General features: G+C 70.9%; 12 protein-coding genes. 6 read left to right on the forward strand and 6 right to left on the reverse strand.

Annotated features, from left to right (window positions below; translation table 11 throughout):
- Window positions 1–2: 2 nt before the first annotated feature.
- Window positions 3–1,253 carry an alpha/beta hydrolase family protein gene (locus tag ACV530_RS03130; protein WP_494330645.1) on the reverse strand — a complete coding sequence of 417 codons (1,251 nt, stop codon included), beginning with the start codon at window positions 1,251–1,253 and terminating at the stop codon, window positions 3–5.
- A 159-nt stretch (window positions 1,254–1,412) separates the two neighbouring features.
- Here ACV530_RS03130 and ACV530_RS03135 point away from each other — a divergent pair, with 159 nt between their 5' ends.
- The 3 genes from ACV530_RS03135 (at window position 1,413) to ACV530_RS03145 (ending at window position 5,309) form a co-directional block, all read left to right on the forward strand.
- Complete coding sequence (locus ACV530_RS03135; RefSeq protein ID WP_494330646.1) at window positions 1,413–2,390, forward strand: ArsR/SmtB family transcription factor; 978 nt, start codon at window positions 1,413–1,415, stop codon at window positions 2,388–2,390.
- 329 nt (window positions 2,391–2,719) lie between these two features.
- On the forward strand, window positions 2,720–4,207 hold the full coding sequence (locus tag ACV530_RS03140; RefSeq protein ID WP_494330647.1) for an amino acid permease: 1,488 nt from the start codon (window positions 2,720–2,722) through the stop codon (window positions 4,205–4,207).
- Between the two features lie 124 nt (window positions 4,208–4,331).
- Window positions 4,332–5,309, forward strand: coding sequence for a CapA family protein (locus ACV530_RS03145; RefSeq protein ID WP_494330648.1), 978 nt, complete (start codon window positions 4,332–4,334; stop codon window positions 5,307–5,309).
- On the opposite strand, the gene ACV530_RS03150 is transcribed toward ACV530_RS03145, so the two are convergent.
- Window positions 5,306–5,641: an ArsR/SmtB family transcription factor gene (locus ACV530_RS03150; RefSeq protein WP_494330649.1), complete on the reverse strand. Its 336-nt coding sequence runs from the start codon at window positions 5,639–5,641 to the stop codon at window positions 5,306–5,308. The genes ACV530_RS03145 and ACV530_RS03150 overlap by 4 nt on opposite strands.
- Before the next feature lie 90 nt (window positions 5,642–5,731).
- On the opposite strand from ACV530_RS03150, the gene ACV530_RS03155 reads away from it, so the two are divergent.
- Entirely contained in the window at window positions 5,732–6,721 is a 990-nt protein-coding gene (locus ACV530_RS03155) for a quinone oxidoreductase family protein (protein ID WP_494330650.1), read from the forward strand.
- 10 nt (window positions 6,722–6,731) lie between these two features.
- Here ACV530_RS03155 and ACV530_RS03160 read toward each other — a convergent pair whose 3' ends face one another.
- Window positions 6,732–7,163, reverse strand: a complete 432-nt coding sequence (locus ACV530_RS03160; protein ID WP_494330651.1) for a DUF6234 family protein — start codon at window positions 7,161–7,163, stop codon at window positions 6,732–6,734.
- Window positions 7,164–7,347: 184 nt separating this feature from the next.
- Between ACV530_RS03160 and ACV530_RS03165 the strand changes: the two genes are divergently transcribed.
- Together ACV530_RS03165 and ACV530_RS03170 are read left to right on the forward strand one after the other, a co-directional pair.
- Window positions 7,348–9,765 (forward strand): ATP-binding cassette domain-containing protein, encoded by a 2,418-nt coding sequence (locus ACV530_RS03165; RefSeq protein ID WP_494330652.1) that lies wholly within the window; start codon window positions 7,348–7,350, stop codon window positions 9,763–9,765.
- Between the two features lie 91 nt (window positions 9,766–9,856).
- Window positions 9,857–10,276, forward strand: a complete 420-nt coding sequence (locus ACV530_RS03170; RefSeq protein WP_494330653.1) for a CBS domain-containing protein — start codon at window positions 9,857–9,859, stop codon at window positions 10,274–10,276.
- 108 nt (window positions 10,277–10,384) lie between these two features.
- Here ACV530_RS03170 and ACV530_RS03175 read toward each other — a convergent pair whose 3' ends face one another.
- The 3 genes from ACV530_RS03175 to ACV530_RS03185 form a co-directional block, all read right to left on the reverse strand.
- Window positions 10,385–12,316, reverse strand: a complete 1,932-nt coding sequence (locus ACV530_RS03175; RefSeq protein ID WP_494330654.1) for a potassium transporter Kup — start codon at window positions 12,314–12,316, stop codon at window positions 10,385–10,387.
- 109 nt (window positions 12,317–12,425) lie between these two features.
- Window positions 12,426–13,988 (reverse strand): adenosine deaminase family protein, encoded by a 1,563-nt coding sequence (locus ACV530_RS03180; protein WP_494330655.1) that lies wholly within the window; start codon window positions 13,986–13,988, stop codon window positions 12,426–12,428.
- 157 nt (window positions 13,989–14,145) lie between these two features.
- Window positions 14,146–14,979 (reverse strand): methyltransferase domain-containing protein, encoded by an 834-nt coding sequence (locus tag ACV530_RS03185; RefSeq protein ID WP_494330656.1) that lies wholly within the window; start codon window positions 14,977–14,979, stop codon window positions 14,146–14,148.
- Window positions 14,980–15,008 lie beyond the last annotated feature (29 nt).

Genomic DNA, 15,008 nt, shown 5'->3' on the forward strand with positions numbered 1-15,008 from the left:
CGTCAGCGCGGCGGCAGGTGCCGGGCGAAGAACGAGCGTACCCGGCCGCGCACCATGGGCACCGAGTCGGCCGGGCCGATCGTGCCGATCAGCGCGGCCCTCTCGCACGCGGACATCAGCCCGGCGTCCTGCAGTTGGGGCGCCATGGCGGCGAAGTCGGTGAACACGTGGTGCGCGGCACGGCCGATCCGCTGTCGGCGGGTGTGCCCTCCGGGGTGGGCGAGGACGGCGGACCAGGACTTCTCCAGCTCCTGGCGGTGCGTGAAGCGCTCGGACCCCACGAGCAGCAGCGGCCGGTCCGCACCGTGCCGGGCGACCGGGAGCAACTCCCCCGGTCGCCCGGGCCGTTCGGGTGCCCAGTCCAGATAGCCCTCCAGGTTGACCGCGGCCTTGATGCGGCGGTCCTCGTACATCGCCTCGGCCGCCGTGGTGCCGCCCGCCGAGTGGCCGTAGACGCCCACGCGGCGCAGGTCCAGCGCCCGGCCGAGGTGCTCGGGCAGCGGGCGCCCCGCGGCGTCGGGGTTTCGCCCGGCCGCCAGGTCCTCGAGCCGGTCCAGCACGAAGCGGAGGTCGGCGATCCGGGTCTCGATCAGGGTACGGAAGAGCCTCGGGTCCTCCCTGGGGTCCCGCGGGGGGAGCGAGGTCGTACGGACCTTCTCCTTCCGGTACGCGGTCGCACGGGGGAAGTCCACGGCACTGGCGTCCCCGGGATGGTCGACGGTCACCACCACATGGCCGTGGCTCGCCAGTTCCTCCGCGGTCATGGTGCCGAGGGTGCGCGGGTCACCGCCTCCCGGGCTGTACAGCAGCACCGGCCGCCGTACGGCCTGGGCGGGCGCGTTCGTGTGCGCGTGCGTCGAGGTGGCGGCCCAGTCGACACCGGCCTTCGGCAACGGGTGGGCGTAGACGTCGTACTCCCCGAAGACCTTGGCCGCTCCACCGGTCATCTGCGGCGCGAGCCGATGGCCACGGACGGCCCTGGCCGGATAGAACACCGTGGCCATCACCTCCCGGACGGGGATCCCGGGCGTCAACGGGTCGCGGCGGGAGCGGTCGACGAGATACAGCGTCGTGATCCCGATGCGGTGCGGCCCGGTGGGCGCGGGCAGCCGCAGGGCGACCTCGACCTTTTCCCGTATCCGCGTCTGTGCGATGCCCGTGCCACCGGTGAGCAGCAGCGCGGCGGCCGCGACGGCGGATGTGGTGACGGTCCGTCGGGTCACCCCGGTGGCGGCCGTGTTCGTGCGGGACATGGTCCTCCCCTTGCGTCTCTGTGACGTCGGTCCTTGTGCCGTCCGGCAGTTGCTGGGTGAATGCCGGGGGCACGACCGGGAGCCTGGCGCACGGCGGGGGCACGAGGCGATGGTTTCGACCCTGCCCGAAACGATGGCGCGGCGCCGCGGGGAGAAGCAGTGATCCGGATCCACTTCACGGCCGACGACTTCGCCCGTGTCCGGTTCGCGCCCCGGCCCGCCCCGCTGCAGGAGCTGAACGCGGCCCTCGTGCTGCTATGCAGCGGTACGGATCCCTTGCTCCTCGGCCGCTGGCGGCAGCGGCTGTTCCGCTCGCTGCCCGATGTCGCGGTGCCGCTGGGTGAGCTGGTCCCCGGCATGGAGGCCCCCTGCTTCCTCGACGTGTTCAGCGACACCCTGGAGGAAGGGCTGGACGCCGTCCTGGCCGCGCCGCGGGAGCTGGTGTGCACCGAGATCGAGCGGGTGTATGCCCGGCACACGGCCCCGCCGTGGATCCGCGGTCTCCGCCGGGGCGATGCCGATGCCCGGCATCTCGTGCGCCGTGCGCAGCACGCGGCGTTCGAGACGGTCCTGCGCCCCGTGTGGGACGTGGTGCAGGACCTGCACCACGCCGAGTTCACCCGGCATGCCCTGACCGTGGCCGAGCACGGTGCCGGTGCGGCGCTCACCGCGCTCGTTCCCGGGAGCCGGCTGCACGGCGGCGTCTGGGAGCTTCAGGCGCCCCGGGAGTACGAGGTCCGGCCGGGCGGCCGGGGCGTGCTGCTCCTGCCCACTTTCCACGGGCCCGGTCACCCGGTCCTCGCCGATGCGCCGGGCGGGCCCGTGGCCCTGACGTACCCGGCCGGTCCGGGCCTGCCGCTACCGCTCGCCGGGGCGGGCGGCACGGACGGCGCGCTGGCCGGGGTGCTCGGGCGGACCCGCCTCGACGCGCTGCTCCTGCTCGCGGAGGAGCACACCACCAGCGGGCTGGCCCGGCGGCTGGGCGTCAGCAATGCCACCGCCTCCTCCCATGCCGCGGCCCTGCGCGGCGCGGGCCTGGTCACGACGGTCCGCGCGGGGCGGGCGGTCCTGCACCGGCGCACCGCCCTGGGGAGCCTGCTGGTGCGCGGACGCGGTGATTCCGCCTCTGTCGTGTGACCCGGGGCACTTCGTGATCGAGACCACTTCACCACCGTTTGCTTATGCGATGTAACCGTGTGTTCTTCCTGGAGTGCCGGTAACAACCGGAATCTGGGCTATGCGTAAGCAGCACGCGGCCCGACCACCCCTGACAAGCTTCTGACCTGCGAAAAGCGCACATGTAAACAACGTGTTCTTGAACTCTTGACGTGAATACGGAACACCCACACCATTCAGCGCATGGATTTGCACGGCAGTGGGCCCACGGGCCGCTGCCGCCGCATGTGCCATGACCCACCTTCGCGCGGCCTGGCCCGCTCCCCCCTCGAACGAAGGCGAAGTACCCCATGAGTGACCGCACCCTCACTGCGGCCGATCCCCAGCCCGGCGTGTCCGCGCCGGCTCCGGCGTCGTCCCCCCACGTCGACGCCGGTGACGCGGGATACAGCAAGGACCTCAAGTCCCGCCACGTCAACATGATCGCCATCGGCGGAGCGATCGGCACCGGCCTCTTCCTCGGCGCCGGTGGCCGGCTCCACACCGCGGGACCCTCGCTCTTCATCGCCTACGCGGTGTGCGGGCTCTTCGCCTTCTTCGTCGTCCGGGCGCTCGGTGAGCTCGTTCTGCACCGCCCGTCCTCCGGCGCGTTCGTCTCGTACGCCCGTGAGTTCATGGGCGAGAAGGGCGCGTTCACGGCCGGCTGGCTCTACTTCCTCAACTGGGCCACCACCGGCATCGCCGACATCACGGCCGTCGCCACGTACACCCATTACTGGCACCTGTTCAGCAGCGTCCCGCAGTGGGTGCTCGCGCTGATCGCCCTCGCGGTCGTCCTCACCGTGAACCTGATCTCGGTGAAGTACTTCGGCGAGATGGAGTTCTGGTTCGCGATCGTCAAGGTGAGCGCGCTCGTCGTCTTCATGTTCATCGGCATCTTCCTGCTGATGACCCAGCACGACGTCGGCGGCAGCACCCCGGGCCTGTCGAACATGCTCGACCACGGCGGCATCTTCCCGACCGGCGTGATGCCGATGCTCTTCGTCATCCAGGGCGTCGTCTTCGCCTACGCCTCGGTGGAGCTGTGCGGCGTCGCCGCGGGTGAGACCGAGAACCCCGAGAAGATCATGCCCAAGGCGATCAACTCGATCATGTGGCGCGTCGGCATCTTCTACGTCGGCTCGGTCATCCTGCTCGCGCTGCTCCTGCCGTACACCGCGTTCCACGGCGGCGAGAGCCCGTTTGTCACCGTCCTGTCGAAGATCGGTGTTCCGTACGCGGCCGGCGTGATGAACCTGGTCGTCCTCACCGCGGCGCTCTCCAGCCTCAACTCCGGTCTCTACTCCACCGGCCGCATCCTGCGCTCGATGGCCATGGCGGGTTCGGCGCCCAAGTTCACCGCGAAGATGAACAAGGGCCAGGTGCCCTTCGGCGGCATCCTGCTCACCGCCGGGTTCTGCGTTCTGGGCGTCGGTCTCAACTTCGTGGTCCCCGCGGACGCGTTCGAGATCGTCCTGAACTTCGCCGCGATCGGCATCATCGGCACCTGGGGCATGATCATGCTCTGTTCGCTGCTCTTCTGGCGGCGCGCCAAGCAGGGTCTGGTCACCCGTCCCAAGTACCGCCTCCCCTTCGCGCCGTACACCCAGATCATCACGCTGGTCTTCCTGGCCTCCGTGCTGGGTCTGATGGCAGCCGACAAGGGCGCCGACCGCACCACGGTGCTGTGCCTGCCGCTGATCGCGGCGGCCCTGGTCGGCGGCTGGTTCCTCGTCCGCGGCCGAGTGGACCGTGTCAAGCGCGCGGCCGAGCTGAAGGAGGCCGCGGGCAAGCCGTAGGGCCCGTACCCCACATGACCGCCGCCGGGAGCAGCGCTGCTCCCGGCGGCTTCGTGTTTGCGGCGGGCGGCGGGCGCGCCGAGACTTGAGGTACGAGAAGGGGGAGGGACGGAGGCGTACCGCAGTGATCACGGTGGCCCTGGCCGGGGACACCATGCTGGGGCGCGGCGTCGCCGAGCAGCTCGCGCCGGCGTCCGGGCCGGGGACGCTTCTGTGCGACGAGGTCACCGGCATCCTCGCGGAGGCCGACCTGGTCGTCCTCAACCTCGAGTGCTGTGTCTCCGACCGGGGCGAGCCCTGGCCCGCCCCGGGCAAGCCCTTCTTCTTCCGCGCCCCGCCGTCCGCTGCCACGGTGCTGGCGGAGCTGGGCGTGGACTGTGTGACGCTGGCCAACAACCACGCCCTGGACTTCGGTTTCGACGCCCTGGCGGACACGCTCGCGCTGCTGTCCTCGGCCGGGGTCCGGGTAGTGGGCGCGGGCCCGGACGTGCACGCGGCCCGGGAGTTCGCGGTGCTGGAGGCCGGCGGGCTGCGGCTGGCCGTGATCGGCGCCACGGACCACCCGGAGGACTTCGCCGCCGGTGAGGACCGCCCCGGCGTCGCCTTCGCCGACCTGCGGCACGCCGTGCCGGGCTGGCTGTACGACGCGGTGGCGCGGGCGCGGGAGGCGGCCGACGTCGTGCTGGTCACGCCGCACTGGGGGCCGAACATGACCTCGCGTCCGCCGCCGTACGTCCGGGGGTCGGCGGCGGAGCTGCGCGCGGCGGGGGCGACGCTGATCGCCGGGCACTCGGCGCACGTCTTCCACGGCGTGGGCGACCGGATCGTCTACGACATGGGCGACTTCGTCGACGACTACGCGGTCGACTCGCAGCTGCGCAACGACCTGGGCCTGCTGTTCCTGGTCACGCTGGACGGTCCCGTTCCGGTCCGGCTCGAGGCCGTGCCGCTGTACCTGGACTACTGCCGTACGGTGCTGGCGCGCGACGTGGACCGCGCATGGATCCGGCACCGCTTCTCCCGCGCCTGTGCGGCCCTCGGCACCGCGGTGACGGAGCGGGAGGACGGCCGGCTGGTGGTGGAGTGGGCGCGGCCGGGCTAGAAGTCTCCCTCGCGCAGCACGAGACCGAGCAGCCCCGGGAACCGGGCCTCGAACTCCGCACGGCGCAGCCGGTTGACGCGCTTGGGCCCCTCGTCCCGCTGCTCGACCAGTCCCGCCGCGCGCAGTACCGCGAAGTGGTGGCTGAGGGCGGCCTTGCCTACCGGCACATCGAAGCCCCCGCAACTGCGCGACCAGTCCTCCGCACCGGCCAACTCCCGTACGAGCCGCATCCGTACGGGGTCGGCGAGCGCCGAGAGGGCCGCCTGGACGGGCACGTTGTCGGGGTGGATGTGCACGGGGGCGGTGCGGTGGCTGCCGGAACAGTCCGTCATGTGTCCTCCCCTTGCCGAGTGTTCGACGGCAACCATACACTCCAGACTGTTCGCTTTTCATTGAACACTCGGTGAGGGGTGTGTGCTGTCATGCGCGCAATTGAGGTCCGGGAGTACGGCGGTCCCGAGGTGCTCGAGGTGGTGGAGGCCGGGGTTCCCGAGCCGGGGCCGGGCCGGGTGAGCGTCGACGTGGCCTGGGCGGGCGTCAACTTCGCCGATCTCAAGGCCCGTTCGACGGGCTACCGGGTGCCGTCCCTGCCGTTCCGGCCGGGCCTGGAGGTCTCCGGCCGCGTCCGCGCGGTGGGCCGGGGCGTGGCCGGGTTCCGGCCGGGGCAGAGCGTCGCCGCGTTCCTGCCGCACGGCGGCTACGCGGAGGTCGCCGTCGCCGACGCGACGGCCGTCTTCGCGCTCCCCGAGGGGATCGACCTGCGCACCGCGGCGGCACTGCCGACCGTACTCCCGACCGCGCACGCCCTCGTGCACGAGACGGGACGGCTGCGGGCCGGCGAGACGGTGCTGGTGCAGGGCGCGGCGGGCGGCGTGGGCACGGTCGTCGGCCAGCTGGCGAAGGCGGCCGGGGCAGGCGCGGTGTACGGCGTGGTGTCCTCGCCCGCGAAGGCCGCGTACGCCCTGCGGCACGGCTACGACGAGGTGTTCACCGACACCACCGGCACGGACTTCGCGCAGGACGTGCGCCGTGCGACGGGCGGCCGGGGCGTCGACCTGGTCCTCGACCCGGTCGGCGGCGACACCCTGCGCGCGGGCCTGGACGTTCTCGCTCCCTTCGGCCGCCTGGTCTCCTTCGGCAACGCGAGCTCGGCGGAGCCGTGGCAGGTGGGCCAGGAGGATCTGGGCGGCGGGGGCCACGCGGTGGCCGGGCTCTCCGTCCTCGCCATGGCCGGTACGGCGCCGGACGCGCTGCGCGAGCTGACGGAGCGGGCCTTCCGTACGGTGGCCGACGGGACGGTGAAGCTTCCCGTCACAGCCGAATTCCCGCTCGCCGACGCGGCGGAGGCGCACCGTCTGATGGGCAGCCGCACCAGCACGGGCAAGCTTCTGCTGCGCGTGGCAGGCGACTGACGCCCTGCGGTCAGCCGTCGCACCACGACACGGTCGGCGCATCGTGGCAGGCGTTCCCGGCGGTCGAGTCCCGCGCGTCCTCGCGGGACTGCACCGCGACACCGCCGAGGACGATGGAGGCGATCACCGCGGCCATGAAGCCCTGGCTGATGACGGTCACGATCGCCCGGGCGCGAGCGGCGACCGCGGCCGCCACGACGGACAAGACACCGACTCCGGCGGCGGCCACCAGATAGCCCCACAACGAGTCGGTCCTGACGGTCTTTCCGGGGTCGAGGTTGAACCCGGAGAGGAGCCAGAAGCCGAAGATCCCCACCAGGGTGACCAGTTCCAGGACCACCAGGCCGCACCCGGCGCCGATGTCGGCACCCAGGTCGGCACGCCGGCTCCGGGCGGAGCCGGCGGAGGCGTCGAATGCCGGCGGGGCAACAGGCAGGTTCATGCCGACCATGCTGCCCGCGCGGGCGAGGCGGGCGCATGAGTACGCGTACTCATGTATGTGGCCCGGGCAATCGGTCAGGAATCGAGAAGCGGCGGTCACCGGGCCGTGCCTAGGCTGTCAGACCCCACCCCTACCGTGGTGGACAGCGGACCACAGGCGGCCCCGCCCGGCAGATGGAGACACGATGAGCACGGCCCCGAAGACGGACACGCTCGCCGACAGCCACGACCTGATCCGCGTGCACGGCGCGCGCGAGAACAATCTCAAGGACGTCAGCGTCGAGATACCGAAGCGCCGGCTCACGGTCTTCACCGGCGTCTCCGGCTCGGGCAAGAGCTCGCTGGTCTTCGACACGATCGCCGCGGAGTCGCGGCGGCTGATCAACGAGACCTACAGCGCCTTCGTGCAGGGCTTCATGCCGACCCTGGCACGGCCCGAGGTCGACGTGCTCGACGGGCTGACGACCGTGATCACCGTCGACCAGCAGCGGATGGGCGCCGACCCCCGCTCCACGGTCGGCACGGCCACCGACGCCAACGCGATGCTGCGCATCCTCTTCAGCCGGCTCGGCAAGCCGCACATCGGCTCGCCCAAGGCGTTCTCCTTCAACGTCGCCTCCATCAGCGGAGCCGGCGCGGTCACGCTCGAGCGCGGCGGGAAGACCGTGAAGGAGCGGCGCAGCTTCAGCATCACCGGCGGCATGTGCCCGCACTGCGAGGGCCGGGGCGCGGTCACCGACATCGACCTCACCCAGCTCTACGACGACTCCAAGTCGCTCGCCGAGGACGCCCTCACCATCCCCGGGTACAAGGCGGGCGGCTGGAATTACCGGCTCTACAGCGAGTCGGGCTTCTACGCCCCGGACAAGCCGATCCGCAAGTTCACCAAGAAGGAGCTGCACGACTTCCTCCACCGCGAGCCGACCAGAATGAAGATCGCGGGCATCAACATGACCTACGAGGGCCTGGTCCCGCGGATCCAGAAGTCGATGCTCGCCAAGGACCGGGAGGCGATGCAGCCGCACATCCGGGAGTTCGTGGACCGGGCGGTCACCTTCACCACCTGTCCCGAGTGCGACGGGACCCGGCTCAGCGAGGCCGCCCGGTCGTCGAAGATCAAGAAGATCAGCATCGCCGACGCCTGCGCGATGCAGATCAGCGACCTGGCCGACTGGGTCCGCGGCCTCCGCGAACCTTCCCCAAGCTCTTCGAGCAGGGGATACCCCAAGGTGGCCCCGCTGCTCGCCACGCTCCAGCACACGCTCGACTCGTTCGTGGAGATCGGCCTGGGCTACCTCTCGCTCGACCGGCCCGCGGGCACGCTGTCGGGCGGCGAGGCGCAGCGCGTCAAAATGATCCGCCACCTCGGCTCCTCGCTCACCGATGTGACCTACGTCTTCGACGAGCCCACCACGGGCCTGCACCCCCATGACATCCAGCGGATGAACAGCCTGCTGCTGCGCCTGCGGGACAAGGGCAACACGGTGCTCGTCGTGGAGCACAAGCCCGAGGTGATCGCGATCGCCGACCATGTCGTCGACCTCGGCCCCGGCGCCGGTACGGCGGGCGGCGCCGTCTGCTTCGAGGGCACCGTCGAGGGGCTGCGGGCCGGGGGCACGATCACGGGCCGCCATTTCGACGACCGGGCCTCTCTCAAGAAGACGGTGCGCAAGCCCAGCGGCCTGCTTCCGGTGCGCGGCGCGACGACGCACAACCTGCGGGGCGTCGACGTCGACATCCCGCTCGGGGTGCTGACGGTCGTCACCGGCGTGGCCGGCTCCGGCAAGAGCTCGCTCGTGCACGGCTCGCTGTGTCAACAGTCGTGGGCGGCCGATGCGGGAGTGGTGTCGGTCGACCAGGCTCCGATCCGCGGCTCGCGGCGGAGCAACCCGGCCACGTACACGGGGCTGCTCGACCCGATCCGCAAGGCGTTCGCGAAGGCCAACGGCGTGAAGCCGGCGCTGTTCAGCGCCAACTCCGAGGGCGCGTGCCCCACGTGCAACGGCGCCGGTGTCATCTACACCGACCTGGCGATGATGGCCGGCGTCTCCACCACCTGCGAGGAGTGCGAGGGGAAGCGGTTCGAGGCGTCGGTGCTGGAGTACCACCTCGGTGGCCGTGACATCAGCGAGGTGCTGGCGATGTCCGTGACCGAGGCCGGGGAGTTCTTCGCCGCCGGCGAGGCGCGTACGCCCGCCGCGCACCGCATCCTCGGCCGGCTCTCCGACGTCGGGCTCGGCTATCTCACCCTCGGCCAGCCGCTGACCACGCTGTCCGGCGGCGAGCGGCAGCGGCTCAAGCTGGCCACGCACATGGCGGAGAAGGGCGGCGTGTACGTCCTCGACGAGCCGACCGCCGGCCTGCATCTCGCCGACGTCGAGCAGTTGCTGGGCCTGCTGGACCGGCTCGTCGACTCGGGCAAGTCGGTGATCGTCGTCGAGCACCACCAGGCGGTCATGGCGCACGCCGACTGGATCGTCGATCTCGGCCCCGGTGCCGGTCACGACGGCGGCCGGATCGTCTTCGAGGGCACGCCCGCCGATCTCGTCGCCGCCCGCTCCACGCTTACCGGCGAGCACCTCGCGGCCTACGTGGGCGGCTGACGGCGTCCCCCGTATGGAGTACGCCGATGCGGGGTCCGGGGCCCGCCGGGAGAGCATGGAGCCCGGGGGTCACCCACGCCAGGAGGCGATCATGACGACGGCCAAGGACATCATGCACCCCGGCGCCCAGTGGATATACCGCGAGGAAACCCTGGACCGCGCCGCCCAGTTGATGAAGCAGCTAGGTGTCGGCGCGCTGCCGGTCAGCGACCAGAACGAGCGGTTGTGCGGCATCATCACCGACCGCGACATCGTCGTGAAGTGCGTGGCCGTGGGACATGATCCGGCGAAGACCACATGCGCGAAGCTCTGCGAGGGCACCCCGCGCTGGATCGATGCGAACGCCGACGTCGACGGCGTGCTGAACGAGATGGAGAGCCACCGCATCAAGCGGCTGCCGGTGATCGAGGACAAGAAGCTCGTCGGCATGATCAGCGAGGCGGACCTGGCGCGGCACCTCTCCGACGACCAGATCGCCGAGTTCGTGGGCATGGTCTACGCGCGGTCGTAGGAAGCCCCCCCCCCGCGTGCCGGGCGTCAGCGGCGCCCGGCACGCGGGCGAAGGGCAGCCCGGTCGCCGAGGCGCGGTGGCCGACGACCAGCGCCTCGAAGAGCGCGCCTACACCTCGATGTGCGAGCCCATGATGACCGTGCGGTCGCGAGGGAGGCCGAAGTACTCGGCGGCGTCGGCCGCGATGTAGGAGGTGGCGATGAACAGCCGCTTGCGCCAGGGAGCCATCGTCGGCGCCTTCCCGCGCCGGAGCTCGATCTTCGACAGGAAGTAGGACGTCTGGTCGGGCTGCAACTGCCCCTCGGTTCCGGCCGGTTCGAGCATGGCCAGCGCACTGGGCACCTCCGGTGTCTCCATGTAGCCGAACCGGGCGGTGACATGGACGATCCCGTCGTCGGCGTAGCCGAGGCCGTTGACGACGATCCGCTGGTCGGCCGGGACGCGGGGCACGGGCTCGGTCTCGATGGAAAGGATCACGACGTGGTCGTGCCGCACATGGTTGTGCTCGACGTTGGCCCGCATGGCCAGCGGCGCGGTCTGCTTGCCCCGGTTGAGGAAGACGGCCGTGCCGGGCACCCGGAGCGTCGGCTCCTTCCCGCTGCGCAGACGGTCGATGAATTCGCTCAGCGAGCCTTCGTGCCGTGCTCGTTCCGCGGTGACGAGTTCCCGGCCGCGCTCCCAGGTCGTCATGACGGTGAACGCGGTGACGCCGATCAGCAGCGGCAGCCACGCCCCGTGGACGAGCTTGGTCAGGTTGGCGGCCACGAACAGCAGGTCCACGAAGAGCAGCACGGTCGCGCCGACGGCGACCAGCCACAGGGGCGTGCTCCACTTCGCACGGGCGACGTAGAAGAACAGCAGGGTGGTGATGGTGATGGTGCCGGTGACCGCCATGCCGAACGCGAAGGCCAGCGCCGCGGAGCTGCGGAAGGCGAAGACCAGGGTGAGGACCGAGACCATCAGCAGCCAGTTCATCCAGGGAACGTAGATCTGGCCCATGGTGGACTCGGAGGTGTACGCGATCCGCAGCCTCGGCAGGTAGCCGAGCTGGGCGGCCTGGGAGGCGACCGAGTAGGCGCCGGTGATGACCGCCTGGGAGGCGATCACCGTCGCCGCCGTGGCCAGCAGGACCATCGGCAGCCGTCCCCAGTCGGGCACGAGCAGGAAGAACGGGCTGCTGATCTTGTCCGGAGCGGCGAGGATCAGCGCGCCCTGGCCGAAGTAGCTCAGCACGCATGCGGGGAAGACGAGGATCATCCAGACGTAGGTGATCGGCCGGCGGCCGAAGTGCCCCATGTCGGCGTAGAGCGCCTCGGCACCCGTGACCGCGAGCACGACCGCGGCCAGGGAGAAGAAGGCGGTGCCGAAATGGCCGGTCAGAAAGTCCAGGGCGTAGGTGGGCGACAGCGCTTTGAGGATCTGCGGGTGGTCGGTGATGCCGACGACGCCTGCCGCTCCGATGGCCACGAACCAGGCGATCATCACGGGCCCGAACACCCGGCCCACGGCCGCGGTTCCCCTGCGCTGCATCAGGAACAGCACCACGATGATCGCCGCGGTGGCGGGCACGACCACGCTTTCCAGTGACGTCTCGACGACCTTGAGCCCTTCGACCGCGGAGAGCACCGAGATCGCCGGGGTGATCATGCTGTCGCCGAGGAACAGCGATGCGCCGAAGATGCCCAGTGCGGCCAGGGTGACGGTGGCCCGCCGGCTCCGCTCGGAGCTCCATCGCCGCAGCAGGGTGATCAGCGCCATGATGCCGCCCTCGCCGTCGTTGTCGGCGTGCATCGCCAGCAGCACATAGGTGACCAGGACGATGATCACCACCGACCAGAAGACGAGCGACACCACCCCGTACACGTTCTGCGTGGTGACCGGGACGGGGTGGGGGTCGCTCGGGTTGAACACGGTCTGGAGGGTGTAGATCGGGCTGGTCCCGATGTCGCCGAAGACCACACCGAGGGCACCGATCATCAGCGCGAGGCTTACCGTGTCGTGCGAGTCGTCCGACGGAGTCTCGTGCCGCTGGCCGGCCATGGTGGTCCTCCTCGGCACGGGCTGCTGTGCTGCAGGTCTGGTGCGTTGCGGCGGACGATACCGACCGTGTGGCACCACCACCGGGAGGTGCGTGCGGCAGGCGGGTGACTCACCGGCGCCGGTCCCGCGCGACGGCGTGCTCGAAGGCCGTGAAGGCCCCCTCCTGCCGCCACTGCACCGCCGCCTTCGGGCTCGCCGCCAGCAACTTCGCGCACGCCGCACCGGGGCGCCCGGAGCCCGGACGGACCCGCACGCACTCGGGAACCACCGTGAACCCGTCACGGCCGCGCCACAGGCTGCGGCCCGGCAGGAACGCGTACTCGAGCGACGTACGGGCCAGCTCCTTGAGCGCGGCGTAATCCAGGCCGTACGTGCTCGTCGCCCGCTGGTACTCAGCCGTGATGTCGGTCCGCGAAACGCCCTCGTCGTCCGTGGCGAGAGCGACCGGCACATGGTGCCTGCGGTAGAAGGCGAAAGGATGCCGGCGCCCGGACACGCCCAGGATCTGGGCGTTGCTGGTCAGCGGCACCTCCACCAGCACCCGCCGCCCGGCCATCGTCCACTGCAGATCCTCCGGGTCGTCCTCCCAGCGCGCGTCGACACCGTGGCCGATCCGCTGCGCATGCCCGGTGAGCACCGCCTGCCGGATGTGGGAACGCAGGTCCGCGGGCCGCACCAGGCCCGGCACGAGTTCACCGGCGTGCAGGGCGATCGGGACCTCCGGGTACTGCGTGTGCAGCCAGTCCAGCATGCGCATGTGGAGGCCGTAATTGCGCAGCGCGGCAGGGTCGTCCTCGGGCGAGACCAGATTGACCGAGACGAACCGCCGGTCGTGCCGGGCCAGTTCGAAGCCGAGCAGCAGCTCGGTGAAAGTCTGGACGGGCGCGCCCGTACGGTCCGCCTGGGTGATGAGGCGCACCGACAGGGCGCAGCCGGCGTGGGGCGCGGCGGTTCCGCACCGGGACGCCGACCGGAACTCCGCCATGGCCGCGTCCGTCTGGCCGTGCACGAGCGCCACCAGTCGGCCGATCCCGCCGGCGGCCATCAACGTGCGCCGGAGCCTGGGCAGGTTGTCGTCGTAGCCGGTCCTGCGGGCGAGTGCGGCCACGGCCTCCGGGGCGGGCGTGACCATGGTCTCCAGGTGGAACTGGTGCTGCTCCCCCGCCTTGTCGGCGACCTCGCTCAGCAGCAGGCCGATGTGGCCGGCGGCCGCCTGTGCGAACTTGTCGAAGGTGGCGAAGAAGTGGTCGTGCCCGGATTCCCGTCCGGGCACGAAGTCCAGCATGGACCAGGCGCGGACGATCCCGCGGCGGAACTCCTCGTCGTGCCCGGCGTCGGCGGCGGGCCGGCTGCCCGCGGCGCACGGTCCCGTCACCGCGCGGAACGTGCCCTTCTCGATGCAGAGTCGATCCTGCGACGCGAGGCGCAGGAACAGGTCGGCGGAGGCCGCACCGTCGAGGTGGTTGTGCAGGTCCGCGCCCTTCGGCATCGCCTCGAGGAAGGCCCGCAGCCGGTCCTTGTCGTCGCGGATGCCTTCCAGGTACGCGGCCGTCGCCGCTTCCGGATCCCCCGTTGTCCTGGCGGGACTTGACGCGCCCAGGGAGGGCAGGACCGCCGCGCAGACCATCGCCGCCAGGAGGGTGCGCCGCAGTGCGCGTCTGACAGGCCACACGCCTCTGCAGGTCCCCTCTAGCGGCGAACGGTCGGTGCGCGTACGGTGGTTCACTTGGCCTCCTGGAGCCCGGCGGCGACTTGAGCGGGCCCAAGAGTACTCACGCGCCTTGTGCGCACCGTGTGTTGTTCATCGCGTGTTGCTCACCGCGTGTTGCTCACCGGCGGCCGTGGAAGATCCCCCAGGAGAGAAGCCCCTTCTCGCATGCGTCGACCCACAGGGGAAGGTTCGTTCGCAGTCGCTCCAGGTACTCCTCGCCCACGGCACCGGCGAGTTCGCCGCCGTGCCGCTTCACGTCCGCGGCGAGGTGGCGATAGTGCGGCAGCAGGTTCTCGCTCAAGTCATCGAAGCGCACCTGGAGTCCGAGGCGGGTGAGCTGTTCGCGGTAGAAGGCCGGTGTGGGGAGGGTGCTGACGTTGAGGCGCTCGGCAAGCGGGCGCAGTGCCTCCTCGTGGGTGTCGTCGATCGCCATGATGTCGGTGAGGACCAGGGCGCCGGCGGGGGCGAGGACGCGGACCGCCTCGGACAGCGTGTGCGCCCGGTCGCCGCTGTGGACGACGGCTTCCTGGGTCCATACGACGTCGAACTGCCCGTCCTGTGCGGGGATGTCGTCGAAGGATCCGGAGACGATGTCGATGAGTTTGTCGAGCCCCTGGCGGGTGTTGAGTTCGCGGTGCCGCCGGTTCTGCACGTCGCTGATGTTGAGGGCGACCACGTGGCAGCCGAAGTTGCGGGCGAGGTGGCGTGCCGCGCCGCCGTAGCCCGAGCCGAGGTCGAGGACGGTGCGGTCCGGCCCGAGGAGGTCGGCGACCCGGGCGGCGACCTCGGCGTCGGCCCGCTGGGTCGCCCGGGCGACCGGCTCGTCGGGATGCTCGTAGATGCCGGTGTGGATGTCCTCGCCCCACACGGTGGCGTAGAAGCCGTCGACGTCGGCGGAGTCGTAGTAGTTGCGGGCGGTGTCCGTGGCGCGCGTGGTCGTGTTGTCACCCATGACCCAATCCTCCGCACACCTCAGGGGGC

This window comes from Streptomyces sp. SX-6 (genome assembly GCF_059089585.1).